Annotated in this window: 25 protein-coding genes and 1 riboswitch; of the genes, 3 read left to right on the top strand and 22 right to left on the bottom strand. The window is 54.2% G+C overall.

The genetic code is table 11. From position 1 onward, the window contains the following. Nucleotides 1–29: 29 nt before the first annotated feature. The 3 genes from AC2FCQ_RS08835 to AC2FCQ_RS08825 form a co-directional block, all read right to left on the bottom strand. Nucleotides 30–557, bottom strand: a complete 528-nt coding sequence (locus AC2FCQ_RS08835) for a GNAT family N-acetyltransferase (RefSeq protein ID WP_265554492.1) — start codon at nucleotides 555–557, stop codon at nucleotides 30–32. A gap of 23 nt (nucleotides 558–580) precedes the next feature. After that, nucleotides 581–1,906, bottom strand: a complete 1,326-nt coding sequence (locus tag AC2FCQ_RS08830) for an LLM class flavin-dependent oxidoreductase (protein ID WP_209636396.1) — start codon at nucleotides 1,904–1,906, stop codon at nucleotides 581–583. Nucleotides 1,907–2,090: 184 nt separating this feature from the next. Continuing rightward, nucleotides 2,091–3,254, bottom strand: coding sequence for a M20 peptidase aminoacylase family protein (locus tag AC2FCQ_RS08825; protein ID WP_404760164.1), 1,164 nt, complete (start codon nucleotides 3,252–3,254; stop codon nucleotides 2,091–2,093). Nucleotides 3,255–3,600: 346 nt separating this feature from the next. Between AC2FCQ_RS08825 and cspE the strand changes: the two genes are divergently transcribed. Beyond that, a complete protein-coding gene (cspE, locus tag AC2FCQ_RS08820) occupies nucleotides 3,601–3,810 on the top strand; it encodes a transcription antiterminator/RNA stability regulator CspE (RefSeq protein WP_002210315.1) in 210 nt (69 codons plus the stop codon). A gap of 67 nt (nucleotides 3,811–3,877) precedes the next feature. Here cspE and AC2FCQ_RS08815 read toward each other — a convergent pair whose 3' ends face one another. The 4 genes from AC2FCQ_RS08815 to AC2FCQ_RS08800 all read right to left on the bottom strand — a co-directional run bounded on the left by AC2FCQ_RS08815 (nucleotide 3,878) and on the right by AC2FCQ_RS08800 (nucleotide 7,657). Beyond that, nucleotides 3,878–5,068 carry a multidrug effflux MFS transporter gene (locus AC2FCQ_RS08815; RefSeq protein ID WP_490308059.1) on the bottom strand — a complete coding sequence of 397 codons (1,191 nt, stop codon included), beginning with the start codon at nucleotides 5,066–5,068 and terminating at the stop codon, nucleotides 3,878–3,880. 5 nt (nucleotides 5,069–5,073) lie between these two features. Further along, nucleotides 5,074–5,670, bottom strand: a complete 597-nt coding sequence (locus AC2FCQ_RS08810) for a TetR/AcrR family transcriptional regulator (protein ID WP_209636390.1) — start codon at nucleotides 5,668–5,670, stop codon at nucleotides 5,074–5,076. Nucleotides 5,671–5,973: 303 nt separating this feature from the next. Continuing rightward, nucleotides 5,974–6,357 carry a fluoride efflux transporter CrcB gene (gene crcB / locus AC2FCQ_RS08805; RefSeq protein ID WP_209636387.1) on the bottom strand — a complete coding sequence of 128 codons (384 nt, stop codon included), beginning with the start codon at nucleotides 6,355–6,357 and terminating at the stop codon, nucleotides 5,974–5,976. Between the two features lie 76 nt (nucleotides 6,358–6,433). After that, nucleotides 6,434–6,496, bottom strand: a riboswitch (Fluoride riboswitch). Between the two features lie 99 nt (nucleotides 6,497–6,595). After that, nucleotides 6,596–7,657 (bottom strand): diguanylate cyclase, encoded by a 1,062-nt coding sequence (locus tag AC2FCQ_RS08800; RefSeq protein WP_209636385.1) that lies wholly within the window; start codon nucleotides 7,655–7,657, stop codon nucleotides 6,596–6,598. Nucleotides 7,658–7,876: 219 nt separating this feature from the next. On the opposite strand from AC2FCQ_RS08800, the gene tatA reads away from it, so the two are divergent. Next, complete coding sequence (gene tatA / locus AC2FCQ_RS08795; RefSeq protein WP_209636903.1) at nucleotides 7,877–8,086, top strand: Sec-independent protein translocase subunit TatA; 210 nt, start codon at nucleotides 7,877–7,879, stop codon at nucleotides 8,084–8,086. A 95-nt stretch (nucleotides 8,087–8,181) separates the two neighbouring features. Here the strand turns inward: tatA and lipA are convergent, their stop codons facing one another. The 13 genes from lipA to leuS all read right to left on the bottom strand — a co-directional run bounded on the left by lipA (nucleotide 8,182) and on the right by leuS (nucleotide 21,808). Further along, on the bottom strand, nucleotides 8,182–9,147 hold the full coding sequence (gene lipA, locus AC2FCQ_RS08790) for a lipoyl synthase (protein WP_209636382.1): 966 nt from the start codon (nucleotides 9,145–9,147) through the stop codon (nucleotides 8,182–8,184). Continuing rightward, nucleotides 9,140–9,808 (bottom strand): lipoyl(octanoyl) transferase LipB, encoded by a 669-nt coding sequence (lipB, locus tag AC2FCQ_RS08785; RefSeq protein ID WP_209636380.1) that lies wholly within the window; start codon nucleotides 9,806–9,808, stop codon nucleotides 9,140–9,142. Before lipB ends, lipA begins: the two co-directional genes overlap by 8 nt. Before the next feature lie 134 nt (nucleotides 9,809–9,942). After that, nucleotides 9,943–10,206, bottom strand: a complete 264-nt coding sequence (ybeD, locus tag AC2FCQ_RS08780; RefSeq protein WP_020825613.1) for a DUF493 family protein YbeD — start codon at nucleotides 10,204–10,206, stop codon at nucleotides 9,943–9,945. A gap of 236 nt (nucleotides 10,207–10,442) precedes the next feature. Next, a complete protein-coding gene (gene dacA, locus AC2FCQ_RS08775; protein ID WP_037417985.1) occupies nucleotides 10,443–11,654 on the bottom strand; it encodes a D-alanyl-D-alanine carboxypeptidase DacA in 1,212 nt (403 codons plus the stop codon). A 176-nt stretch (nucleotides 11,655–11,830) separates the two neighbouring features. Then, complete coding sequence (gene rlpA, locus AC2FCQ_RS08770; protein WP_209636378.1) at nucleotides 11,831–12,922, bottom strand: endolytic peptidoglycan transglycosylase RlpA; 1,092 nt, start codon at nucleotides 12,920–12,922, stop codon at nucleotides 11,831–11,833. A 10-nt stretch (nucleotides 12,923–12,932) separates the two neighbouring features. Continuing rightward, nucleotides 12,933–14,045, bottom strand: a complete 1,113-nt coding sequence (mrdB, locus tag AC2FCQ_RS08765; protein ID WP_012005638.1) for a peptidoglycan glycosyltransferase MrdB — start codon at nucleotides 14,043–14,045, stop codon at nucleotides 12,933–12,935. 8 nt (nucleotides 14,046–14,053) lie between these two features. Continuing rightward, nucleotides 14,054–15,949 carry a peptidoglycan DD-transpeptidase MrdA gene (mrdA, locus tag AC2FCQ_RS08760; RefSeq protein WP_209636376.1) on the bottom strand — a complete coding sequence of 632 codons (1,896 nt, stop codon included), beginning with the start codon at nucleotides 15,947–15,949 and terminating at the stop codon, nucleotides 14,054–14,056. Nucleotides 15,950–15,987: 38 nt separating this feature from the next. Further along, complete coding sequence (gene rlmH, locus AC2FCQ_RS08755) at nucleotides 15,988–16,458, bottom strand: 23S rRNA (pseudouridine(1915)-N(3))-methyltransferase RlmH (RefSeq protein ID WP_004949595.1); 471 nt, start codon at nucleotides 16,456–16,458, stop codon at nucleotides 15,988–15,990. Nucleotides 16,459–16,461: 3 nt separating this feature from the next. Continuing rightward, a complete protein-coding gene (gene rsfS / locus AC2FCQ_RS08750; RefSeq protein WP_037417998.1) occupies nucleotides 16,462–16,779 on the bottom strand; it encodes a ribosome silencing factor in 318 nt (105 codons plus the stop codon). A 188-nt stretch (nucleotides 16,780–16,967) separates the two neighbouring features. Beyond that, nucleotides 16,968–17,630: a nicotinate-nucleotide adenylyltransferase gene (gene nadD / locus AC2FCQ_RS08745; RefSeq protein WP_490308058.1), complete on the bottom strand. Its 663-nt coding sequence runs from the start codon at nucleotides 17,628–17,630 to the stop codon at nucleotides 16,968–16,970. Continuing rightward, nucleotides 17,620–18,654, bottom strand: coding sequence for a DNA polymerase III subunit delta (holA, locus tag AC2FCQ_RS08740; RefSeq protein ID WP_490308057.1), 1,035 nt, complete (start codon nucleotides 18,652–18,654; stop codon nucleotides 17,620–17,622). The genes nadD and holA overlap by 11 nt, the downstream gene beginning before the upstream one ends. Continuing rightward, a complete protein-coding gene (lptE, locus tag AC2FCQ_RS08735) occupies nucleotides 18,651–19,211 on the bottom strand; it encodes an LPS assembly lipoprotein LptE (RefSeq protein WP_265554420.1) in 561 nt (186 codons plus the stop codon). Before lptE ends, holA begins: the two co-directional genes overlap by 4 nt. 14 nt (nucleotides 19,212–19,225) lie before the next feature. Next, the gene (gene leuS, locus AC2FCQ_RS08730; RefSeq protein ID WP_490308126.1) at nucleotides 19,226–21,808 is read right to left on the bottom strand and encodes a leucine--tRNA ligase; all 2,583 of its coding nucleotides are present in this window, start codon (nucleotides 21,806–21,808) and stop codon (nucleotides 19,226–19,228) included. 388 nt (nucleotides 21,809–22,196) lie between these two features. Between leuS and AC2FCQ_RS08725 the strand changes: the two genes are divergently transcribed. After that, nucleotides 22,197–22,679 carry a zinc ribbon-containing protein gene (locus AC2FCQ_RS08725; RefSeq protein ID WP_209636367.1) on the top strand — a complete coding sequence of 161 codons (483 nt, stop codon included), beginning with the start codon at nucleotides 22,197–22,199 and terminating at the stop codon, nucleotides 22,677–22,679. A 50-nt stretch (nucleotides 22,680–22,729) separates the two neighbouring features. Here AC2FCQ_RS08725 and AC2FCQ_RS08720 read toward each other — a convergent pair whose 3' ends face one another. Beyond that, entirely contained in the window at nucleotides 22,730–23,428 is a 699-nt protein-coding gene (locus AC2FCQ_RS08720; protein ID WP_490308056.1) for an FMN-dependent NADH-azoreductase, read from the bottom strand. Nucleotides 23,429–23,560: 132 nt separating this feature from the next. Then, nucleotides 23,561–24,496, bottom strand: coding sequence for a pyrimidine-specific ribonucleoside hydrolase RihA (rihA, locus tag AC2FCQ_RS08715; RefSeq protein WP_490308055.1), 936 nt, complete (start codon nucleotides 24,494–24,496; stop codon nucleotides 23,561–23,563). Nucleotides 24,497–24,498: the final 2 nt, after the last annotated feature.

Below are 24,498 nucleotides of genomic sequence, written 5' to 3'. Positions count from 1 at the left end.
GTCTCCTGAAACAGAAAAAAGGGGGAGCTTTAGGCAATCTTCCTTTCGGGTGCACAACAGAGCGCATCCGCTGTTATCAGGCTTTTACGAAACGGTAGCCGGCCGTCATAAGGCGGGCGGCTGTAGACTTCGCTGTCGATCGTGGTGTCGAACTGTGGTTGATAGCCATTACTTAAATACAAGCCCACGGCCTCAGGCTGACGAAAACCGGTGGTCAGATAGAGTTGGCGATAGCCTTGTTCCCCCGCCAGCGTTTCCAACTGCTGCAAAACCCGTTGTGCCAAGCCCTGGCGGCGCAGATCGGCCCGCGTCCAAATGCGTTTAAGTTCAGCGGTTTGTTGATCGTAGCGTTTGAACGCCCCCATGGCGATCGGTTCCTCTGCGCGAAGCAGCACGATAAAGGCGCCCTGTGGGGGGGCGTACAGGCTCAATGGTTCCTGTTCTTGGTCACCAAAATAGTCGCCATAGCGTTGGCGGTACTCACCGAACAACCCTGCGATTACCGGCTCGATCAGCGGGTCGTCCGGCAGCGTTTGGATAAAAACGTCATTTGCCATCGGTAGGCTCCTCATCAGCCAGGTCATTGCGTAAATTGGTTGAGTGGCTGTTTCAGACCAAGGTGCTCGCGCAGCGTATCGCCGCTGTAATCGCTGCGGAACAGGCCGCGTTGCTGCAGGATCGGCACCACGCGATCCACAAAGTGGCCGAATGAATTTGGCGTGCCGCCGCTGATGATGAAGCCGTCGGCGGCATGGGTGTCGAACCAGTTTTGCAGGCCGTCCGCCACCGCTTCTGGCGTACCGCCAAATACTGGGCGCGGTGAAGCCGCCTCCAGCGCGACTTCACGCAGCGTCAGGTTACGTTCGCGAGCATTGCGCTTGATGGTGTCGGTGGTGCTGCGGAAACTGTTTTGTCCGAGTTCACCAATATCCGGGAACGGCGCATCCAGAGGGTGGCGGGAGAAGTCATAGTGTTCAAAGTAGCGCCCAAGGTAGTTGAGTGCGTTTTCGATGCTGACCAGACGTGCGGTTTCCCAATACTGACGCTCCACGTCTTCATGGTCGTCTCCGACGATCACGCTGACACCCTGGAAGATCCGCAGGTCATCCGGTTCGCGCCCTTGCTCTACCAGCTGTTTTTTGACGTCACGATAAAACGTCTGAGCTTGTTGTTGGGTATCATGGTGGGTGAAGATCGCATCGGCGTGTTTGGCTGCTAATTGCTTGCCGTCTTCCGAGGCGCCCGCCTGGAACAGGATCGGGCGGCCTTGTGGTGTACGACCAATATTCAGTGGCCCCTGTACCGAGAAAAACTCACCCTGGTGATTCAGGGTATGGAGTTTATCGGCACGGAAGAATTCGCCGCTGTGTTTGTTGCGCACAAAGGCGTCGGCTTCCCACGAGTCCCACAATCCTTTGGTGACGTCGAGGTATTCACTGGCAATGCGGTAGCGCAGGCTGTGCTCGGGGTGCTCTGTACGTGAGAAGTTCTTTGCCGATCCTTCCAGCGGCGAAGTCACCACGTTCCAGCCTGCACGGCCTTTGCTCAGGTGATCGAGGCTGGCGAATTGGCGTGCAACGGTAAAGGGATCGCTGTACGAAGTTGATAGGGTGCCCACTAACCCAATTTTACGCGTGGCGGCAGAGAGGGCGGCAAGCAGGGTTAGCGGTTCAAAACGATTGAGAAAATGCGGAATGGATTTCTCATTGATATATAAACCGTCGGCCACAAACACGAAATCTAATTTACCCTGTTCGGCTTTTTTTGCCGTGGCAATATTAAAATCGAGATTAATGCTGGCATCGGCAGTGGCATCGGGATGCCGCCAGGCAGACATATTTCCTGATGCGCCATGCAAAATGGCGCCAAGGCGCAATTGTCGTTGATTCTTCGCACTGTTGCTCATTGCTATCACCTTGTTAAGTGCCCCTGTGGCGCTATCTCTAGAGCACCACTATTGATGAGCAACATCAGGATGTAAAACAACAAAACAGCATATTCAAATGTTGAAAATAGCAAATATAACAGCGCAAAAATAATAAGCCGCAGCGCAGAATACACTGCGCTGCGGCTTATTCCTGGGTGAGTTTTTACACCTTGCTGGTGGCTTTTTCTGGTGCGGTAGCTAATTGTTGCAGAGTGCGTTCTGCCAACAGGTCGAAATATTGTGACGCAGGGAAAATGGCCTGTTCATCCGGGTTAAAGCGCGGATGATGCAGACCGAACTCACTGGCTGAGCCGATACTGACGAAGACGCCCGGTACGTGGTGCAGATAAAGGGCGAAGTCTTCACCGCCCATTTGCAATTCGGCTTCTTCTACCCGGTAGCCTGCTTCAGCAGCGACCGTTTTACTGAACGTTGCCCAGCGCGCGTCATTCACGACGGCAGGTGGACCGGCCTGCCAGCGCAGTTCCGCTTCTGCGCCAAGCGAAGCGGCTACGCCATTAATCACCTGGCGGATTTTATCCGGTACCTGTCGGCGTACTTTATCGCTATGGGTACGCACTGTACCTTCCAGTTCCACGGTTTGTGGCAGGACGTTCCAGGTATTGCCGCCCTCAATGCGCGTAACGCTGACGACCAGCGATTCCAGCGAGCTAAAGCTACGGCTGGGCAGGGTTTGCAGCGCGTTGACAATCTGGCTGGCGGTCACAATGGTGTCGACGCCTTGCTCCGGTTTGGCGGCGTGAGCACCCTTGCCGGTGATCAGGATCTGGAAGCGATCAACGTTTGCGTAAAACGCACCTGCGCGGGTAGCAAAGGTGCCGGTCGGCAGTTCCGGTGCATTGTGCAAGCCGAACACGGCGGCTACGTTATCCAACGCGCCAGCGTCGATCAGGTGTTGAGCACCGTTAAAGGTTTCTTCTGCCGGCTGAAAGAAAATACGAACCGTACCGGGCAGGGTGGCCTCACGTGCTTTCAACAAGTGTGCGGCACCAAGCATGACCGAGGTATGAAAATCATGCCCACAGGCGTGCATCACACCGCTGTTTTGCGAACTGAACGGCACGCCGGAAATTTCCTCGATCGGCAGGGCGTCAATGTCACCGCGCAGCGCAATGATTGGCCCCTTTCCACTGCCGATTTCGGCCACTACGCCGGTCTTCAGCCCCAGCGGTAAAATACGGATACCGGCCTCTTCCAGCCAGCGGGTGAGGCGGGCGGTAGTAGCAAACTCGTGATTGGACAGCTCAGGGTTCTGATGCAGTTCACGGCGGTAGGCGACGATTTTTTCGGCCAGTTGGCGGGTCATAGTCTTGGCTCACAGTGGTTAGTAAGCTTTAACCCTAGTGCAGGGCAGCCGGAAGCAAAAAGACTATCTGGTTATATTTCATAGCGATTGTGTCTGCATCACGGTGGCAACGTGCGTTGACTGTTCGTGAAACAGGCGTTCGGTCGTTGTTCGCCAGGGTTTAAAGAGGATCGGACTGCTCAATGCGGTAATGGCCAAGAGGACACAGGCTTTACACCGTTCGAGATGGATTTTTTCACTTTTTATCGATTTTATGTGATCCAGGTTGTGGACAAAATCCCGTCTAATTGCTGTACTGTACTGGACACACGTTTTGTGTCTTACATTCACGTTAAAGGTAAGTTTGATGTCTAAGATTAAAGGTAGCGTTAAGTGGTTTAATGAATCCAAGGGCTTCGGCTTCATTACTCCGGAAGATGGCAGCAAGGACGTTTTCGTTCACTTCTCTGCTATCGCTAGCAATGGTTTCAAAACTCTTGCTGAAGGCCAGCGTGTAGAATTTGAAATCACGAACGGTGCCAAAGGGCCATCTGCTGCTAACGTTATCGCTATCTAAGCTACAGTAGCCGAAATTCTTAAAACCCGCTCCTTGAGCGGGTTTTTTATTATTATTTTTCGGTAACTCAAGCCGGTTGTTTACGTACCAGTAAGCTAAACAGCAGGATGGCAATGGCGTAACAGCCAACAATCGTCAGTGCCATCGACACGCTGGAAGTACCGCCCAACCCGGTGAGTGGCACACTGCATGCCCCGAGCGCAAACATGCTCACGCCGATCAACGCAGATGCGCTCCCCGCCTTGTCCCCCTGGCTTTGCATCGCTAAAGATGATGCTGTCGGGCCGACAATCCCGATCACCGCTACCGAGAAGAACAGTGGCACCATCAACAGTCCTAGCGGTGCGTGCAAACCGGCAGCCAGCAGCAACAGCAGCGATGAGATAGCCGCTAATGTTAAGCCGCCTTTCAGTACCTTTCTTTCACCAAAATGCATGCTTAGACGGCTGGCGACTTGCGCAGAAATGATCAACCCAACGCCATTGACGGCAAAGCACAGGCTGAACATCTGTGGGCTGAGGCCATAAATCTGCTGTAATACGAAGGGAGAGGCGCCGATGTAGGCGAACATGCCGGCCATGACAAAGCCTTGCGTCAGGCACAGGCGCATGAATTGGCGCTGAGTGAGCAACCCCCCCAAAGATTGCAACATTGCCAAGATCCCACCCTGGCTACGACGCTCCGCGGGCAGAGATTCGTGCAGTTTCAGGCTGGCGAGAGTAAACAGCAGTACCGCGATGGCCGCCAACGCGCCGAAAATGCCACGCCAGTCCATAAACTGCAGCATCGCGCCACCCAATACAGGTGCAATGATCGGTGCCAGGCCGTTGACTAACATCAGCAGGGCGAAGAAGCGCGTGAGTTCGTGCCCGGAATAGAGATCGCGGGCGATGGCGCGGGAAATAACGGCACCACCTGCCCCTGCTAACCCTTGTAACAGCCGGGCTATCAGTAACTGGTCGATATTGGGTGCCAGAGCACACCACAGGGAAGCAACCAACAGCAGTGCCAGAGAAAGCAGCAGCGGACGCATGCGGCCAAGTTTGTCGCTGTAGGGGCCAAAAATCAGCTGACCGACCCCCAGCCCGAGCAGACCGGCAGTGAGGCTGAGCTGTGCCGTGGATGTTGACGTATTCAACTCTCCGGCCATTTCCGGCAGGGCAGGTAAGTAAAGATCGATGCACAGCGGCCCCAGTGAGGCAAGCAGGCCAAGTACGAGTGCGTACACCAGACGTTGTCTGGCTATGTGTCTGGTCATGAGGATTATGGTTTCCTGAACAGGTGAGAGATAGCTTGCTGGTATAGGCCGCTGAGCAGGCTGATATCGGCTTTTTGGGTGGTGAGGATGCGATAACCGGTACCTTCGCTTAATACGGCAATAAACTCTACCCTGGCGGCGATTTCCTGCTCGCTGAAGTGCGGGTAGATCCGCTGCAGGTTCTGGCAAACATGGTGGAATAACCGTGTTTCTGCATCACTGAGCATTTTCGCCACGCTCGGGTTGCGTGTGGCCTCGGCAGTAACCTCCAACATCAACATGTGGTCGGTTTCGCTTTCACCGGGTTGTTGAAACAGGGTACGTGCTGCCAAAGTGCCAGCGATCAGGTTGATATGATCGCCGAGATCCTCGAGCCGCCGCATTTTACTGGTGATGATACGATTAACGATCTCTTCGATGATCGCATCTTTGTTGTCGAAGTAGCGATAGATCTGGCCGACGCTCAGTTGGGAGTTTTGTGCGATTTCCGCCATGCTGGCGGCGTGAAAACCGTGCTGGCGAAAACAGAGTTTTGCTGCGTCGACAATCTGGTCGCGGCGAGCCTGTACTTTAGCCTGCCTGCTGTCGCTGGTGGATATCATGTCCCGATCCTTTGCCAAGAGAAATGCGTTTCACTTTCTGGGTGTGAACGTTCATTCTCAATTGTAATGCAACAACGGCAATAGGCAATATCACAACTGTAAAGGTCGGTGTCGGGGCGCTGAACGTCAGGCGAACAGATAAACCTTGATGAAGGTGCCAACAATCAGCAGGCACAGCAGAGTTGCGGTAACTTCAGTGGCGGTTCTTGGCAGACTAAACATCTGAGTTCTCATCCAGTGGGGGATACTGGATGAGATTATGGGCTGGGCAGATTAAGGAAACATTAAGGCAACGAAATTAGCTCATTGCCCATTAATCCAAATGACCAGCATAAACGCCAGCAGGGTCATCGCCAGCGAGCCCGCCAGGTTGAGTAACATATTGGCCAGAGCCCAGGCGAAACGCCCATCTTGCAGCAAATAGACCACTTCCAGCGAAAAGGTGGAGAAGGTGGTCAAACCGCCGCAGAAACCGGTGGTAATCAGCAGCTTCCAGGTAGGATCCAGATGCGTCATTCGAGAGAAAATGGCGATAGCGGCGCCGATGATAAAACCCCCCAGCAAATTCACCGCCAGAGTACCCAGGGGGATATGGGCATTCAGCGGGTTCATCTTCATACTGATGGCCCAGCGCAGTACGCTGCCCACACCGCCGCCAATAAAAACTGCCAGTAAAGAACTCAACATGGTCAAAACTGCCTTTCATTAAATGGGAAGTCAAACTCAGAAAGGTCCAGGCACAATGCTACGTACCCCTCTGAGAGGTTACGTAGACATCATCAGCCTGTGAAGGCGGTTATGGAGGAATGTCATCTCCGTGATTCGACGCCGCTGTTTTTGCCGCGCTGGTGGGATCTTACACCCAGCGCCGACGGTTTTGTAGTATCAAAAGTGACGTGGAAAGCAGAAATTGTCACTCTTGGTATTAATGATTGGGCACCGCGAGTTCCAGGCGATTGCGGCCGTTGTTCTTCGCACGATACAACGCGTTGTCAGCGGCTTTTAACCAGTCCAGATAGCCGGTCATTTCACCGTGATAATCGGCGATGCCGGCGCTGATATTCAATCTTAGCTGTGGCGCCTCACGGAAAATAATGTCGTTCAGCCGCTCCTGAATGCGTACCAGCGCAATACTGGCTTGTTCAGCACTGGTGTTTGGCAACACGGCTCCAAACTCATCCCCGCCGTAGCGCCCAACAATATCCACTGCACGTAATCCAATTAACAGCTCTTCGGCCAACACCGCCAGGGCCTCGTCCCCCAGCGCATGCCCGAAGGTGTCGTTGATGGTTTTGAAACGATCGATATCCATCAAAATCAGAGTTGCACTGTGCTGATAGCGCCGGCAACTGTCAAATTGGTGATGGAGCAAATGTTCCCAATGACGGCGGTTATACAGCCCTGTCAGGCCGTCACGCATGCTGATACGCAGCAGTTCCTGTTTTTTCTCCGCCAGCCGTTTGGCGGTGCGGTACGTCACCAACCCCAATAGCGTGGGGTAGAGATAGATCATCGGCAGGCACAGATAGATCTGCAGCGCTGTGCTTTGTGGTTGAAAGGGAAAACCCAGCACGGCACCGATCGCCAGGGCACTGAACACTTGCACGGCCAATCCTTTGAGGAACAGTGATTTTCCGGCGGAGGCAATGTTGTTCATGCCCATCATCGACAGGATAACGACTGACGGTAAGGCATTGAATGCCATCATCGCCACCCACAGCCCACCAAAAAATGAATCGATCAGCAGGTTGCGGATCTCAGCCTTGAAAGGCATAGCGGAACGACGTGCCCATTGGTAGGCAAGGTGTGGCCAGATAAAACCGTGGAGAACCAGCAGGCCCCATATCCAAGGAGACGTCTGCTGTGAATAAAGCACCGAGAATACACAGATAAAACCGACCCCAAGGCCGACAATGCGAGGCAGATAGGTGCGTCTGGCGAAGCTGAGGCCGGAACGTCTGGTATCAATGACTGAAGGCGTGTACATCCGGCAACTCCACAGTAAGTAGAATGACAGCGTAGCATGCAGCTAAGAAACTCAGAATAGTCTGATTAATGTTCAATGCATTTAAAATAGCATCTTGGCTCAAGATCTCACTCTGTTACATGTTGATGTTGTTTTGGCTCAGGGAAAGTAGGTAAATATTATCAGGCAAGCTTTGTTGTTTCGCTGCGTCCGCAGCGCTATATGAATAAGAAGGTGAGTATGGAAGGTCTCAGTATTACCAAACTTCTGGTGATTGCGGTGTTGATCATTTTGCTGTTCGGTACCAGCAAGCTGCGTTCTTTGGGCGCAGATTTAGGCGCTGCGCTGAAAGGCTTTAAAAAGGCGGTCGGTGATGATACGACACCGCCAGCAGCGAACACCGCTGAAAGCCAGTCCAACCCGCAGAGCGTGGAAAAGAAAGACCAGTAATGACGCTTTTGGTTGGGCAATAAAAAACGGATGCCGCAAGGACATCCGTTTTTTGGCGTTTCCGTGATGAGAAACGTAACAATTCATTGCTGCGATTACTTCACTTCCATCCCTTTTGCCTGTAAATCGGCATGGTAGGATGAACGAACAAACGGACCGCATGCGGCATGGGTGAAGCCCATCGCCATCGCTTCTTCTTTCATTTCGTCGAACTCTGCCGGGCTGACGTAACGCTGTACTGGCAGGTGATGACGGCTTGGCTGCAGATACTGGCCCAGAGTCAGCATGGTCACACCATGGCGACGTAGATCGCGCATCACTTCAACGATTTCCGCATTGGTTTCACCCAGACCGACCATCAGGCCTGATTTGGTTGGGATGTGAGGATGTGCTTCTTTAAAGCGTTCCAGCAGCTTCAGTGACCACTCGTAGTTAGCGCCCGGACGAACCTGACGATAGACGCGCGGTACGTTTTCCAGGTTGTGGTTGAACACGTCTGGTGGCGTTTCGGTCAGGATTTCCAGTGCGCGATCCATACGGCCACGGAAGTCCGGTACCAGGGTTTCAATCTTGATGGTCGGGTTCTTGGCGCGGATGGCAGCGATACAATCGGCAAAGTGCTGAGCACCGCCGTCGCGCAAATCGTCGCGGTCAACCGAGGTAATGACCACATAACGCAGGCCCATATCGGCGATGGTCTGAGCCAGTTTCTCCGGCTCGTTAACATCCGGGGCCACAGGGCGGCCGTGTGCCACGTCACAGAATGGGCAGCGGCGGGTACAGATAGCGCCCAGGATCATAAAGGTGGCCGTACCGTGGTTGAAGCACTCAGACAGGTTCGGGCAAGAAGCTTCTTCGCACACCGAATGCAGACCGTTTTTACGCATTGCGGCTTTAATGCCTTGAATGCGGGTAGAGTCGGCAGGGAGTTTGATTTTCATCCACTCGGGTTTACGCAACAGCTCCTGCCGTTCGGTGACCACCGTTTTAATCGGGATCAACGCCATTTTGTCTGCATCGCGGTATTTGACGCCGCGTTCCATCTGAATTGGTTTACTCATAATCGTGCAGGTTCCAGTTACGAAGCTCGACCTTCGGGTAGCCGAGTAAATGAACAAATTCCTGTACCAGGACTGGGTGTACGTCTTCAATACCAACGCCAGGCACAACCGCGCTGACCTGTGTCATCTGCATGCCGGCGTAACCACAAGGGTTGATACGCTGGAAGGGGGTAAGATCCATGGCGACATTCAGGGCTAAGCCGTGGAATGAACTGCCTTTGCGGATCCTCAAACCCAACGAACAAATTTTTTGCTCCCCCACGTAAACACCGGGCGCATCCGGACGGGCGCGTGACGCGATGTTGAAATGGGCAAGGGTATTAATAACGGTATCTTCAATAGCCGTGACCAGCTGCCGAACGCCAACCTTGTTGCGTTTCAGATCAACCATCACATACATCACCTGCTGCCCCGGGCCGTGATAGGTCACCTGGCCGCCGCGATCGCTCTGAATCACCGGAATGTCACCCGGCATTAACAGATGCTCGGCTTTACCGGCTTGGCCTTGGGTAAACACCGGCTGATGCTGAACCAGCCACAGCTCATCTGGCGTGGTCTCGATTCGGCGATCGGTGAAGTTGTGCATGGCTTGGGATACAGGCTCGTAGGGCTGCAACCCCAGCTGACGCAAAATGATCTTGTCTGGTTGCAAAAGAGTCATCGCCAGGTTACAGAAGTGGTAATGCCATTATACCGGGCGCTCTGGCCCGCGACCAGCATTTCGCTGACCAAAAATGCGCAACCCGGGCAGAGAATGCTCTGGCCCGGGCTGAAAAGCAGGTTTTTGTGCTGGAATTACAGCACCATGCGGACAATTTCAAGGTTGCCCAGCTCATCATATAAGGTTTCCACCTGGTCTATATGAGTCGCGTTAATGGTGATGGAAACGGAGTGGTAATTGCCTTTGCTGCTCGGTTTAACCTGTGGGTTATAGTCCCCAGGAGCATGGCGCTGCACCACTTCAACCACCTGGTCTACCAGCTCGGGTTGTGCCAAGCCCATTACTTTGTAGGTAAATGAGCAAGGGAATTCGAGCAGTTCGTTCAGTTTAGTTTTCATGTGCGCTCCAGAGTGCGGCTATCAATATAGTCCCGTCATACTTGAAACTGCCCCTTTGTTGGCTGCCCTTACTTAGCCGAATCACTTACTTGAGTAAGTTCATCGGGATTCATACGCTTGCCGCCTCGACGCAACTCCAATTATTTAGGGTATCGCTAATCTATAAATTATAACTCCCGCCGGAGCGGGAGTTAAAGTTAATCAGTATATGGGGGCGATTTCGCCCGTTTCAACTGTTAACCGAACCAGTGGTGGAACATCAGTTTGATGTAATCCACGATACGGCTGAAGAAACCACCTTCTTTCACTTCGTTCATCACCACCAGTGGGCGCTGATCGATGGTTTTGCCATCGAGCTGGAAGTTGATGCTGCCGACAACCTGGTTTTTAGCCAGAGGGGCATGAATTTCTGGTGTGTTCAACACGTAGCTGGCTTTGAGGTCTTTCATGCGGCCGCGTGGAATGGTCAGATAGACGTCTTTGTCTACGCCCAATTCAACGCGGTCTGTATCGCCGAACCACACTGGTTCAGAGGCAAACTCTTTACCCACTTTCAGTGGCGCAACGGTTTCGAAGAAACGGAAGCCCCACGTCAGCAGTTTTTTGCTTTCGGTTTCACGGCCTTTATAAGTACGACCACCCAGCACCGCAGAGATCAGGCGCATCTGGCCTTCTGTTGCAGAGGCAACCAGGTTATAACCTGCTGCATCGGTATGACCGGTTTTGATGCCGTCCACGTTCAGGCTGGTGTCCCACAACAAACCGTTACGGTTCATCTGGCGGATATTGTTGAAGGTGAACTCTTTTTCTTTATAAATCGCGTATTCATCTGGTACGTCGCGGATCAGCGCCTGGCCGATCAACGCCATATCGCGCGCTGAACTGTACTGACCCTGTGCATCCAAGCCGTGTACGGTTTGGAAGTGGGTGTTCTGCAGGCCCAGCTTGCTGACGTAAGTATTCATCAGATTAACAAATGCGTCCTGGCTGCCTGCCACGTAGTCGGCCATGGCCACACAGGCATCGTTGCCGGACTGCAGGTTAATGCCGCGGGTCAGCTTGGAAACAGGTACGCGGTCGCCTGGCTTCAGGAACATCAGCGAAGAGCCTTTGAATACCGGGTTGCCGGTTGCCCAGGCATCTTGTCCGACGGTAACCAGGTCTTCCTGGCCGATTTTACCTGCTTTCAGTGCCTGGCCGATGACGTAGCTGGTCATCATTTTGGTCAGGCTGGCTGGGTCGCGGCGCGCATCGGCGTTCATTTCGGCCAAAACTTTACCGGAGTTGTAATCAATCAGGACGTAGGCTTCCGCGTCGATCTGCGGTACCCCTGGGATCATGGTCTTGATATTAACGTCATCGGCATGCGCAACAGTAGTTGCACTCATCGCGATAACGGTGCCGAGCGCTATGCTCTTGATTAAGCGGAAAGAAGTTACTTGTTTCATGATCGAGACTACAACATCCATGAGGGTAAAGTTAAAAACGAGCCACACTATAACAGATGAGATCCCGGCAGGCATTAGCCAATCCTCTGACTCATCGCGCTTTACTGGCTTTAGCTGAAAGAAAATGTTTCAGCTAAAGGAAGGAGTATCAGTCGCGATATCTGCCGGAGCTCTGTTTAAGGTGCAGCAGTGACAAAAGATTGTTGCTGCGCTTCGCTAGCGAGGCGCTGCTGCAACTGAGTCGCTTGTTGGCGGCTGCTGAACGGGCCTAACTGTACGCGATAAACGTTGCCGCTGGCAGCCACTTTACCGGGCACGCCAAACTTTTGGCTCAGGCTTTGTTGCCAGGTCTGTGCACGTTCGGCACTGCTCAGTGCACCAACCTGGACGACATAGCTTCCGCCAGAAGCCATGCTGCCTGCACCAACGGCTGCAGTGGCAGCTACAGGGGCAGCAATGGCGGCAGCGCTGACTGCAGGTTCAGGCTCTGAGCCTTCCAACACGCCAGCCGGTACGGCACTCGGCGCACCAAGGAAACCGCTGCGGCCGCTGTTGCTGGTGGCCGCTGCTGGGGCGTCATCGCCGTTATTCAGGCTGCTGTTGTCAATGGGGCGAACTGCTGCGCCGCTCGCGACAGGAACGTCCTGCTGTACCGGGGTACCCATGCTGCTGGAGCCAAGATCCGGGCGTGAAGGCAGGGCGTAGCTTTGTTTGGCGACGGTAGTACCGATGGTGCCAGGACCGCTCAGGGTGCCGTCCGGTGCAACATTGATGAAATCAACCTTGACCTTGGTGTTGTTGGACAGGTTCAGGCGATCGGCCACGGCTCTCGACAGATCGATAATGCGACCTTTGGTGTAAGGGCCGCGATCGTTAACCCGAACCACCAGTTGGCGGCCATTGGCCAGGTTGGTCACGCGTACGTAGCTTGGGATCGGCAGCGTCGGGTGTGCGGCGGTCAGACCGTTAGGGTCGAACTGTTCACCCAGCGCCGTGGTGTTGCCTCGGGCTTCTTCGCCATAGGAGCTCGCCAGACCGGTTTGCGAGAAGTTCTGCGGATCTTTCACAATGCGGTAAGTGTCGCCATTAACCTTATAATCCTGCAAGTTATTAGGGTTATAGGGTTCATATTGAGGCTCAACGCCACCGATTTCCACCACCGGCCCGTTATACGGCTGCTGCGGCGGTGCTTGCTGTTCCGAGGTCGGGGCGGTACAGGCGGAAAGTAACACCGCGACTACGCCGACCCAAAGCCATTCCTTACGCATTACTCACCTCTTATAAACTTTTAGACATCATTTTCCGATGCGTGTGGATCGACATGATGATGCCGAACCCGGCCATAAGCACAATCAGCGCCGAACCCCCGTAGCTGACCAGAGGCAAAGGTACGCCAACTACCGGTAAAATGCCACTGACCATGCCAATGTTAACAAACACATAAACAAACAAAATCAGCATCAGGCCGCCGACCATCACTCGGCCAAAGGTCGTTTGTGCCTTGGCGGCAATCATCAGCCCGCGGATAATCACCAGCAGGTACAGTGCCAGCAGCACCAGCACCCCGATCAGCCCTAACTCTTCGGCCAACACCGCGAAGATAAAGTCGGTGTGGCGTTCCGGCAGGAATTCCAACTGCGACTGGGTACCGTGCAGCCAACCCTTGCCTGACAGACCACCGGAGCCAATAGCGATTTTTGACTGAATAATATGATAGCCGGCACCAAGCGGGTCGGTTTCCGGATCGAGCAGCATCATGACGCGGTCGCGCTGATAGCCGTGCATCAGGAAGAACCACAGTACGGGGATAAAGGCAGCCAGCAATACCGCAGCCACGGCGATCAGCTTCCAGCTCATGCCGGACAGAAACAGCACGAACAGGCCGGAGGCGGCGATCAAAATTGAGGTCCCCAGATCCGGTTGTGCGGCAACCAACAGCGTTGGCAGGAAAATGAGCACCAGTGCGATGGCGGTATTCTTCAGCGAAGGCGGACAGACGTCGCGGTTCATAAAGCGCGCCACCATCAACGGCACGGCAATCTTGGCGATCTCGGACGGCTGGAAGCGCACAAAGCCGAGATCAAGCCAGCGCTGAGCCCCTTTACTGATTTGGCCGAAGGCATCCACCAAAATCAGCAGGATTACGCAGAAGATATACAAATACGGCGCCCAGCTTTCATACACCCGCGGTGGGATTTGTGCCATGACGGCCATCACGATCAGCCCCATGACGATCTGGCCGATCTTGCGCTCCATCATGCCAATGTCCTGCCCGCTGGCGCTCCACATGACGAACGCGCTGTAGACCAGCAGGGCCAGAATGAGTAGCAGGAATGTAGGATCGATGTGGATTTTGGTCCAGATCGACCCTTTTTGTTGGCTTTCAGTCATGTTCTACCTTAATCACCCTCTACGCCTGGTGGCAGTGGGGCTTCAGATGGTAATTGCGTATTGTTATCGCCCAACAGGATATGGTCGAGGATCTGACGGGTAATTGTCCCGACCGCCGGACCGGAGCCGCCGTTTTCCAGAATGATGGCGACCGACACCGTAGGGTTGTTGTACGGTGCAAACGCCGTCATCAATTTGTGGTCACGCAGGTGCTCCGCCAGTTTGTGGGCGTTGTAGGTTTCGTAGCCGAATACCTGTGCGGTACCCGATTTCGCCGCGGCTTTGTAAGGTGCATCCGCGAAGTACTTACGCGCCGTCCCGTTCGGACGGTTGGCTACACCATACATGCCGTCTTTGGCAATTTCCCAGAAGCCGGAATGAATATCGCCGATCTGCTTGCTTTCTTCTTGGCTAAATGGCACCAGTGCCCCATTGATTCTGGTGCTCTGCAACAGATGTGGCGTTTTGACGTTGCCGTCGTTTATCAGCGTGGTCAGTGCCTTGGACATCTGGATAGGCGTAGCCGTCCAGTAGCCTTGGCCTATGCCTACAGGAATGGTATCGCCCTGGTACCAGGGTTTTTTATAACGCTTGAATTTCCACTCGCGGGTTGGCATTAAGCCAGAACGCTCTTCGGACAGATCGATACCGGTATATTCGCCGTAACCGAACCTGGTCAGCCAGGTCGACAGGCGATCGATGCCCATATCGTAGGCGACTTGATAGAAGAAGGTATCCGCCGATTCTTCCAGCGCTTTGGTCACATTCAGGCGGCCGTGGCCCCATTTTTTCCAGTCGCGGAAGCGTTTTTCCGAACCGGGTAATTGCCACCAACCGGGATCGAACAGCGTCGTATTTTTGGTGATCACCCCTGCGCTGAGTGCCGAGACGGAAATGTACGGCTTCACCGTGGAGGCTGGGGGATAAAGCCCTTGCGTTGCACGGTTGATCAGCGGCCGGTTCGGATCGTTCAGCAGCCCCTGGTAGTCTTTGCTGGAGATACCGTCGACGAACAGGTTCGGATCATAGCTGGGGTTGGACACCATCGCCAGAATGCCGCCGGTGCGCGGATCGCTCACGACTACCGCAGCCCGGCTGCCCACCAGCAACTGTTCGATATAGCGTTGCAGGTTGAGATCCAGTGTCAGGTAAACGTCCTGCCCGGCGGAAGGCGGCTGTTCGTGCAGCTGGCGAATGACACGCCCGCGGTTGTTGACTTCAACCTCTTCGTAGCCGGTTTTGCCGTGCAGGGTATCTTCGTAATAGCGTTCGATGCCCAGCTTGCCAATATCGTGTGTGGCGGCGTAGTTGGCCAACTTGCCATCTTTATCCAGCCGTTCAACGTCACGGTCGTTGATCTTCGACACGTAGCCGATCACATGGGTCAGGGCAGATCCATAAGGATAGTAGCGGCGCTGATAGCCTTTAACTTCGACACCGGGGAAGCGGAATTGGTTAACGGCAAAACGCGCCACCTGCACTTCGTTCAGGGCGGTTTTCACCGGGATAGAGACAAAACGGCGCGAGCGTTTGCGCTCTTTCTCGAAATTGGTGATGTCGTCATCGGTCAGATCGACCACGGGCCGCAATGCCTGTAGCGTAGCCTTAAGATCGTCGATCTTTTCCGGCATCAGTTCCAGTTGGTAAATCGTACGGTTGAGCGCCAACGGGGTGCCGTTGCGATCGTAAATGATGCCGCGGCTGGGCGCGATGGGCACCAGTTTGATGCGGTTTTCGTTGGAGCGGGTGCGGTAATCCTCAAAGCGGACGATTTGCAGATTATACAGATTGGCGATGAGGATGCCAGTCAGCACCAGGATGACCAAGAACGCCACCAGGGCGCGGCGTACAAACAGGGCCGATTCAGCCGTATAGTCGCGAAAAGGGTTACGTTCTATTTTCATCCCGCTGCTTTATTTCACTCTGTCACGGTTACCACCGATTATTCCCGGTGGTAAGGATGATTTGTTGTAATACTCCAGGCGCGGTAGAGGCTTTCAGCCACCAGAACGCGCACTAAAGGATGCGGCAATGTCAACGGCGAGAGTGACCAACTTTGTTCGGCTGCGGCCTTGCACGCGGGGGCTAGCCCTTCTGGGCCGCCAATTAACAGGCTGACGTTGCGGCCATCCTGCTTCCAGCGTTCGAGCTGTTGCGCCAACTGCGGTGTTTCCCACGGCGTTCCGGGGATATCCAGCGTGACAATACGATTGCCTTTGCCCACCGCCGCCAGCATCTGCTCGCCTTCCTTTTCCAGAATGCGTTTGATATCGGCATTCTTGCCGCGCTTGCCCGCCGGGATTTCGGTCAGCTCAAACGGCATGTCTTTTGGAAAGCGGTGCAGATAATCCATAAAGCCGGTCTGCACCCAGTCTGGCATTTTAGTGCCGACCGCTACCAGTTGCAGTTTCACCGCTTAGCTCCAGAGTTTTTCCAGCTCGTACAACTGACGGCTTTCTTCCTGCATCACGTGAACAATCACTTCGCCTAAATCGACAACCACCCAGTCAGAAGCTTCCTGACCTTTCATGCCGAACAGTTCCATACCGGCGTTGCGCGCTTCCTGCACAACGTGGTTGGCGATCGACATCACGTGACGGGTAGAGGTGCCGCTGCAGATGATCATGCAATCGGTGATGCTGGATTTACCCTGTACATCCAGAGCGATAATGTCTTGGCCTTTCAGGTCATCAATTTTATCGATGACGAAATCTTGGAGCGCTTTACCTTGCAAAGGTTCCCCCTCGGGTGTGTTCGGTTTATTCGACTGCGGCGGGCAACTGCCCGTATTGCGGCCTGAATCAATGATAAGTCGGCAGGATGCCGCTGAAAGCCAGCTGGTGACTGCCCGGCCAGCTAAGGTTTCCGGGGTTTTCAGCGAATACCTGAAAAATAGCGGCGCAGTATATCATGCAGCTCTCGCTAGCGATATAAACCCTGTAACTCGATATAGCGTTGTACTGAACGTGGCAACAGGTCATCACAGTTGAGGCCCTGATGGCGGCGCTGGCGGATTTCCGTGGCAGAAATTTCCAACTGCGGTGTGTCTGCCAGATAGATATAGCCCTGAGGTTTCAGGCTAAGCTGTGTGGCATCGGTCACCCGATGCTGTTCCAGCCACTGCTGCAGTTCTTGCGTGTCCATCCGGTCATTGTAACCGGGACGGGCCAGCACCAGCAGATGACAGGTCTCCAGCAGCGATTGCCAGCGATGCCATTTGTGCAACGACAAGAGCGAGTCCTGGCCAATAATAAACGCCAGAGGCAATTCAGCGCCACGTTCTTTACGAATGGCTTCCAGCGTCTCTATGGTATAGGACGGCGTTGTGCGGTGCAGCTCACGGTCGTCTACGGCAAATAACGGATTACCGGCGATTGCCAGCTCTACCATTTTCAACCGTTGCTGTGCATTAGCCTCGGGCTGAGGGCGATGTGGGGGAACATGGTTTGGCAGTAGCGTGACCCGGCTCAGGCCAACTTCTGCAGCGAGGGCCTCCACCGGCCGTAAATGGCCGTAGTGGATTGGGTCAAAGGTACCGCCAAACAGGGCGTGCAGAACGGTGGTGTCTTGCGTTTTAGTGGGCATCTGAAAAACTCGTGGCCAGAGGTTTGCCGCACAGCAGCATTGACAGGGTTTCCAGTTCCGACCAAACCGATTGGCCGTAATCCTGTTTAAGGGTGATTTCAATCTGCGCCAGCAGATGCACCGCTTGCCGCAGTTGGGCACCGGATAGTCGCTGTAATGCTTGAGTGACCAGATTGCGGCGGTTTTGCCACACTTTGTACTGATCAAACAACGTGCGCAGCGGCACTGATGCCATGCGTCTTTGCAAATTCAGCAACTGCAGCAATTCGCGCTGCAGGGTACGTAGCAAAATGACCGGTTCGACATCTTCCTGCTGCATCTGTTGCAGGATATGCCAGGCACGTTTGCTTTTTCCCGCCAACAGAGCATCTAGCCAGTGGAATGGCGTGAAGTGTGCGGCGTCGTTTACCGCCAGTTCAACGCGCGGTAGCGTGAGTTTACCGTCTGGATGCAGCAGTGACAGCCTTTCGAGTGCCTGCGACAACGCAAGCAGGTTGCCCTCGTAGCAATAGCACAGCAACTGATTGGCCGCATCGTCCAATTCCAATTTCATGGTTTTGGCGCGCTGCGCTACCCAGCGTGGCAATTGGGCTTGCTCAGGTGTCTGGCAACTGACATAAGCACCATGCGGAGTGAGAGCCTTGAACCAGGCGCTGTTTTCTTGCGCCTTGGTCAGGCGCGGCCCACGCAGTATCAGCAAAATATCGTCATGCAGCAGGGCGGCCAGCTTGATTAACTGTTCACCGATAGGCGCGGTGGGTCCGTTCTCCGGGAAGATCAGCATCAGCGTCTGGCGACTGGCAAACAGGCTCATGGCCTGACAGATGCTGAAAATGGCGTCCCAGTCGGTATGGGCGTCAAGTGAAATGCTGTAATGCTCGGTGAACTGCTGTTGTTGCGCCGCCTGACGGATCAGATCCTGGCTTTCCTGCAACAGTAACGGTTCATTACCACTCAATAAATAACAAGCGCGCAGCCCCTCTCGGAGCTGCGCGGCAAGTTGTTCAGGATAAATACGAATCATTGATCTACGCGGCTGGCCGCTTTTTCACCGGCGGCAGCAGCTTTCTGTTGCGTTTCTTCTTCCGCCGCGTGCACGGTCAGCAGTTTGCGCACCAGTTGCTGCGCGGCCTGCTCACGCATTTCCTGACGAATGATCTCCTGTTCGGAGTCTTTAGCCAGTGCGGTCAGTGGGTTATCGAAGAACGAACGGAACACTTTCACGCTCAGCGGATACAAATCGTGACCCGGGAGCAGCACCTGTGCCTGAACGGTCAGCACCATCTGGTACTCAGCGGTTTTACCGTCCTGGAAGATAGACGCGGTATCCTGGCTTTCGGTTGCGCCAATGATGCGTAGGGAAGGGAGATCCTTACGTTTCGCATCTTTGACAATGGTCACGCCGCTTAGACGCAACTGTTCACGCACTGCACGGGTCAGCGGGCCATAAGGGTCTCCACTATCCAGCAGTAGCGTTTTCATTTCTGAGGGTACCTGCGTGGTGCCACGCAGGTGAAAACCGCAGCCAGCGGTGACCAGCACCGCCAACCCCAGCAACAACGTCAGAATACGATGTCGCACAACGCCTCCTTGTGTTAACCCACAACCAGGTTAAGCAATTTGCCAGGAACATAGATCACTTTGCGAATCGTAACCCCGTCCAGATATTTAGCGACCAGATGTTCCTCGGCAGCGCGCGCGCGCACTTGCTCTTCGGTTGCATCCGCTGCCACAGTGATTTTAGCGCGAACCTTGCCGTTTACCTGCACAACCACCAGCTTGGAATCTTCGACCATCGCTTGCTCGTCGGCTTGCGGCCAGGCTGCGGTATCCACATCACCTTCGCCACCCAGAGCCTGCCACAGAGAGAAGCACACGTGTGGAGTGAACGGATACAGCATCCGAACCACGGACAACAGTGCTTCTTGCAACAGCGCACGATCTTGCTCGCTTTCTTGCGGTGCACGGGCCAACTTGTTCATCAGTTCCATCACCGCGGCAATCGCGGTGTTGAACGTCTGACGGCGGCCGATATCGTCGGTCACTTTGGCGATGGTTTTGTGCAGATCGCGGCGCAGTGATTTTTGTTCTTCGTTCAGTGTCGCAACGTTCAGCGGCTGAACTGCACCTTTTTCCAGATGTTCGTAGGCCAGTTTCCAGACGCGTTTCAGGAAGCGGTTTGCCCCTTCCACACCGGACTCCTGCCACTCCAGCGTCATTTCTGCCGGTGAAGCGAACATCATGAACAGGCGCACGGTATCGGCGCCGTATTTCTCAACCATCACCTGTGGGTCGATGCCGTTGTTTTTCGACTTCGACATTTTGCTCATGCCAGCATAGACCAGTTCACGACCTTGTGGATCGGTGGCTTTAATAATGCGGCCTTTGTCGTCGCGTTCAACATTGGCGTCGACGGGAGAAACCCACACGCGCTCACCGCTGTTACCGGTGTAATAGAAGGCATCTGCCAACACCATACCCTGACACAGCAGGCGTTTTGCCGGCTCATCGGAATCGACCAGGCCTGCGTCACGCAGCAGTTTGTGGAAGAAGCGGAAATACATCAGGTGCATGATGGCATGTTCGATGCCGCCAACATACTGATCGACCGGCAGCCAGTAGTTGGCGGCGGCTGGATCCAGCATCCCTTTGTCGTACTGCGGGCAGGTATAACGCGCGTAGTACCAGGATGACTCCATAAAGGTGTCGAAGGTGTCTGTTTCACGGAACGCTGGCTGACCGTTTACGGTGGTTTTCGCCCACTCAGGATCGGCTTTGATTGGGCTGGTGATACCGTCCATTACCACATCTTCCGGCAAGATCACCGGCAGTTGGTCTTCAGGTGTTGGCATCACGGTACCGTCTTCCAACGTCACCATTGGGATTGGCGCACCCCAGTAACGCTGGCGGGAAACGCCCCAGTCACGCAGACGGTAATTAACCTTGCGCTGACCGACGCCTTTGGCGACCAGTTTGTCGGCAATGGCGTTGAAACCGTCTTGGTGATCCAGACCGTCAAATTCACCCGAGTTGAACAGTGTGCCTTTTTCAGTCATGGCTTCGGCTTGCACGTCGGGTTGGCTGCCGTCGAGTGCCAGCACAACCGGTTTGATCGGCAAACCGTATTTGGTCGCGAACTCCCAGTCACGTTGATCGTGAGCGGGTACTGCCATCACGGCGCCTGTGCCGTATTCCATCAGCACAAAGTTGGCAACCCAAATTGGCACTTGCTCGCCGGACAGCGGGTGGATGGCGAACAGGCCGGTCGGCATGCCTTTCTTCTCCATCGTCGCCATTTCGGCTTCGGCCACTTTGGTGTTACGGCACTCTTCGATAAATTCAGCCAGCGCAGGGTTGTTCACGGCGCCTTGCTGCGCCAGCGGGTGGCCCGCGGCAACGGCAACGTAGGTGGCACCCATAAAGGTGTCAGGACGCGTGGTATAAACCGTCAGTTTTTCATCGCTGCCCGCCACGTCAAAGGTGATGTCCACCCCTTCAGAGCGGCCAATCCAGTTACGCTGCATGGTTTTCACCTGCTCTGGCCAGCTTTCAAGCGTGTCCAAATCGTTCAGCAGTTGATCGGCGTAATCGGTGATTTTGATAAACCACTGAGGGATCTCTTTACGCTCAACCTTGGTGTCACAGCGCCAGCAGCAGCCGTCGATAACCTGTTCGTTAGCCAACACGGTCAGATCGTGCGGACACCAGTTCACCGCGGAGGTCTTCTTGTAGACCAGGCCTTTTTCGTACAGCTTGGTGAAGAACCACTGTTCCCAGCGGTAGTAATCCGGATCGCAGGTGGCGATCTCGCGATCCCAGTCATAGCCGAAGCCCAGCAGTTTCAGCTGGTTCTTCATGTATTCGATGTTGTCGTAGGTCCACGGAGCCGGTGCAGTGTTGTTTTTCACCGCAGCGCCTTCAGCCGGCAGGCCGAACGCATCCCAGCCGATCGGCTGTAGGACGTTTTTACCTAGCATGCGCTGATAGCGCGAGATCACGTCACCGATAGTGTAGTTACGAACGTGCCCCATGTGCAGACGGCCTGATGGGTACGGCAGCATGGATAGGCAGTAATACTTTTCCTTGCTCGCATCTTCGGTAACCTTGAAAGTTTGCTTCTCTTCCCAGTGAAGCTGTACGTTCGATTCTATGTCTTCTGGACGGTATTGCTCTTGCATGGCGGCTGGTGGTCCTGTAGGTGTCAAACAGCTACCCCCTTCATCTTTCAAGCCGCGGCGTTGTTGGCTGCGTACACTCAACCCAGTCACTTACCTTTGTAAGCTTCTGGGTTTCCCGCACTGGCCACCTGGCCGTGACTCGAAACCTATCGGGGTATTTCTGTAGCATTCTGTTGAGTACTTATAGATCCGCATAGCATAGCTGATAAGACCTCTTGGCAACAACACCCAGCGCCCGACTCGGCGTATTTAAAAAATCTTCGCCATGATATGACTCACAACCTGAGGATCTCACCCCTTGCCAAGTGACATCAGCAATTTACGGCTAAAATGATAAGGGATAGTTTAAGAGGTAAGCCCTGTCACGTAAGTTCATCGAGGAGAGATTATGAACAAGGTTGCTCAGTACTACCGCGAATTGGTGGCATCTCTGACCGAACGTTTGAAAAATGGCGAACGTGATATTGACGCACTGGTCGCGAGCGCTGAAAAACGGCTGAATGAAGCCGGTGAGTTGACGCGCGATGAAGTGGAGCAGGTCACTCTGGCGGTCAGGCGCGACTTGGAAGAGTTTGCGCGTAGCTACCAGGAAAGCCGGGACGAGTTTACCGACAGCGTTTTTATGCGGGTGATTAAAGAGAGCCTGTGGCAGGAACTGGCAGATATTACGGATAAAACCCAGTTGGAATGGCGAGAAGTCTTCAAAGATGTCAGCCATCACGGTGTTTACCACAGCGGTGAAGTTGTTGGTCTGGGCAACCTGGTGTGTGAACAGTGCCACCATCATTTGGCATTTTACACACCGGAAGTGCTGCCGCTATGCCCGAAATGCGGTCACGACCAGTTCCAACGTCGGCCTTTCGAGCCTTAAAATTTCACGCCCCGGTCCTCTCTTGTCGAGATAGAGCCGGGGCATTGCTATCAACCAAAGAGTTTCTTCATCAAGTTACTGAGAAAACCACCGCTGGCTGGGGCTGTCGCTGTTTCAACCTTGTTGGCAACCGCAGCGTACTGCGCAGCAGGCACTTTCTGCGCCACGGCAATACGGCTGTCCTGCGCGGTTTTTTCTGCCGCTTCTGGGCCATAGGCAAAGCCTTCTGCCAACACGAACTCCACATCAGTAATGCCGATAAACCCTAAGAACAGCTTCAGGTAAGGTGTGATCAGGTCGCTTGGTGTATCTGCATGGATACCGCCGCGGCTGGAGATCACTATCGCTTTTTTGCCGGTAACCAGGCCTTCTGCGCCTTCGGAGGTGTAACGGAAGGTTTGACCGGCACGCGCCACCAGGTCGAAATAGATTTTCAACTGAGTGGGGATGTTGAAGTTGTACATCGGCGCACTGATGATAATGGTGTCGTGCGATTTCAGCTCGGCAATCAACGCATCTGAAAGTGCCAGCGTCTCTTGCTGGTGTGGCGTTAAAGGCTTGTCACCGGCGTTAAAACCGCCAATCACTTCGCCATCCAGCTCAGGTAGGGTCGGGTTGGCTAAATCGCGAAAGGTAAAACTGTCGCTTGGGTGGGTTTCACGCCACTGTTGAACAAAAAAATCGACTAATTTTCCAGACTGGGAGTAATCACCCAGGATACTTGATTTCAGGACCAGTATACGACTCATTGGGTATTCTCCAGGCTAGGTCTAAGGTGTCAGTGCTGTTGTGCATTTGATAGCATCTTAGAGGCAAGCCTGGAGCAGTGATAGCGTAAAAATTCGCTGGGTTAAATCAAAAAAATTGAACGTTGAGAGGCGCTATTGGTAACCTGCCACGCGTTCGGCTAACAGATTGATAAACCCTTCGCGGTCAATGTCGGTCAGCACTTCCACGTTGGCCGCGTTGCCGTTTTGCTGGAAGACATCCACCACCGTCATCCCTTGGGTGTATTCCCCTTTGGTTTCTACACCGACCCAACGTTCTATACTGCTAAACAGCTGTGGTGCCAGTAGCCAGGCGATGGTGCAGGGATCGTGCATCGCGGCACCAGGCAATCCTCGCGGGTGGCTGAGATACAGCGGCAGGTAGAAGTCGAGCATTTCTGCCACGGCCTGCGCTACCGGATTTTTGATGTTGCGGATACGTTCGATATCCTGCGGCAGCACCAATGCCTGGTGAGTCACATTCAATCCCGCCATGGTCATTGGCACACCGGATTTCAGAACCATGTCGGCGGCTTCCGGGTCGACAAAAATATTAAATTCCGCCACGGGAGTCGTATTACCGGCGTTCATCCCGCCCCCCATAAATACGATACGCTCAATGTTACCTTTCAACTCAGCGTGTTGAGCCAATAGCAGCGCAATATTGGTCATTGGCCCGGTGACCACCAACGTGATTGGTTCTGGGCTGTTCCGTAACAGGTCAGCGATAAGCTCCACGGCGGTTTGTTTGACCGGTGCGATCGTCGGGGTCGGCAGATGGGTATTACCCATGCCGGTTTTGCCATGGACGTAGTCGGCAATCACCAGTTCACGCATCAGGGGAGCAGTGGCACCTGCAGCGACAGGAATGTCTTCACGCTTCATCAGCGTTAGCAGGCCGAGTGCGTTATGCAGGGTTTTCTCTGGCGTTTGGTTGCCGGCGGAGGTGGTGATCGCTTTAACGTCCAGTTCCGGTGAGCTGAGTGCCATAGCAAGGGCAATGGCATCGTCCAGGCCGGGATCGCAATCGATAATGATAGGGCGGGGCATGT

The sequence above is a fragment of the Serratia sp. CoH_134_PS_4 genome, from assembly GCF_058190535.1.
The sequence above is the reverse complement of the archived record's forward strand: the minus strand, read 5'-3'. Positions and strand labels throughout refer to the sequence as shown.

Bases quoted from the DNA above. Each gene is read 5' to 3' on its own strand.
- AC2FCQ_RS08835 (WP_265554492.1), bottom strand. From the start codon at position 557: ATGGCAAATGACGTTTTTATCCAAACGCTGCCGGACGACCCGCTGATC.
- AC2FCQ_RS08830 (WP_209636396.1), bottom strand. From the start codon at position 1,906: ATGAGCAACAGTGCGAAGAATCAACGACAATTGCGCCTTGGCGCCATT.
- AC2FCQ_RS08825 (WP_404760164.1), bottom strand. From the start codon at position 3,254: ATGACCCGCCAACTGGCCGAAAAAATCGTCGCCTACCGCCGTGAACTG.
- cspE (WP_002210315.1), top strand. From the start codon at position 3,601: ATGTCTAAGATTAAAGGTAGCGTTAAGTGGTTTAATGAATCCAAGGGC.
- AC2FCQ_RS08815 (WP_490308059.1), bottom strand. From the start codon at position 5,068: ATGACCAGACACATAGCCAGACAACGTCTGGTGTACGCACTCGTACTT.
- AC2FCQ_RS08810 (WP_209636390.1), bottom strand. From the start codon at position 5,670: ATGATATCCACCAGCGACAGCAGGCAGGCTAAAGTACAGGCTCGCCGC.
- crcB (WP_209636387.1), bottom strand. From the start codon at position 6,357: ATGTTGAGTTCTTTACTGGCAGTTTTTATTGGCGGCGGTGTGGGCAGC.
- AC2FCQ_RS08800 (WP_209636385.1), bottom strand. From the start codon at position 7,657: ATGTACACGCCTTCAGTCATTGATACCAGACGTTCCGGCCTCAGCTTC.
- tatA (WP_209636903.1), top strand. From the start codon at position 7,877: ATGGAAGGTCTCAGTATTACCAAACTTCTGGTGATTGCGGTGTTGATC.
- lipA (WP_209636382.1), bottom strand. From the start codon at position 9,147: ATGAGTAAACCAATTCAGATGGAACGCGGCGTCAAATACCGCGATGCA.
- lipB (WP_209636380.1), bottom strand. From the start codon at position 9,808: ATGACTCTTTTGCAACCAGACAAGATCATTTTGCGTCAGCTGGGGTTG.
- ybeD (WP_020825613.1), bottom strand. From the start codon at position 10,206: ATGAAAACTAAACTGAACGAACTGCTCGAATTCCCTTGCTCATTTACC.
- dacA (WP_037417985.1), bottom strand. From the start codon at position 11,654: ATGAAACAAGTAACTTCTTTCCGCTTAATCAAGAGCATAGCGCTCGGC.
- rlpA (WP_209636378.1), bottom strand. From the start codon at position 12,922: ATGCGTAAGGAATGGCTTTGGGTCGGCGTAGTCGCGGTGTTACTTTCC.
- mrdB (WP_012005638.1), bottom strand. From the start codon at position 14,045: ATGACTGAAAGCCAACAAAAAGGGTCGATCTGGACCAAAATCCACATC.
- mrdA (WP_209636376.1), bottom strand. From the start codon at position 15,949: ATGAAAATAGAACGTAACCCTTTTCGCGACTATACGGCTGAATCGGCC.
- nadD (WP_490308058.1), bottom strand. From the start codon at position 17,630: ATGCCCACTAAAACGCAAGACACCACCGTTCTGCACGCCCTGTTTGGC.
- holA (WP_490308057.1), bottom strand. From the start codon at position 18,654: ATGATTCGTATTTATCCTGAACAACTTGCCGCGCAGCTCCGAGAGGGG.
- leuS (WP_490308126.1), bottom strand. From the start codon at position 21,808: ATGCAAGAGCAATACCGTCCAGAAGACATAGAATCGAACGTACAGCTT.
- AC2FCQ_RS08725 (WP_209636367.1), top strand. From the start codon at position 22,197: ATGAACAAGGTTGCTCAGTACTACCGCGAATTGGTGGCATCTCTGACC.
- AC2FCQ_RS08720 (WP_490308056.1), bottom strand. From the start codon at position 23,428: ATGAGTCGTATACTGGTCCTGAAATCAAGTATCCTGGGTGATTACTCC.
- rihA (WP_490308055.1), bottom strand. From the start codon at position 24,496: ATGCCCCGCCCTATCATTATCGATTGCGATCCCGGCCTGGACGATGCC.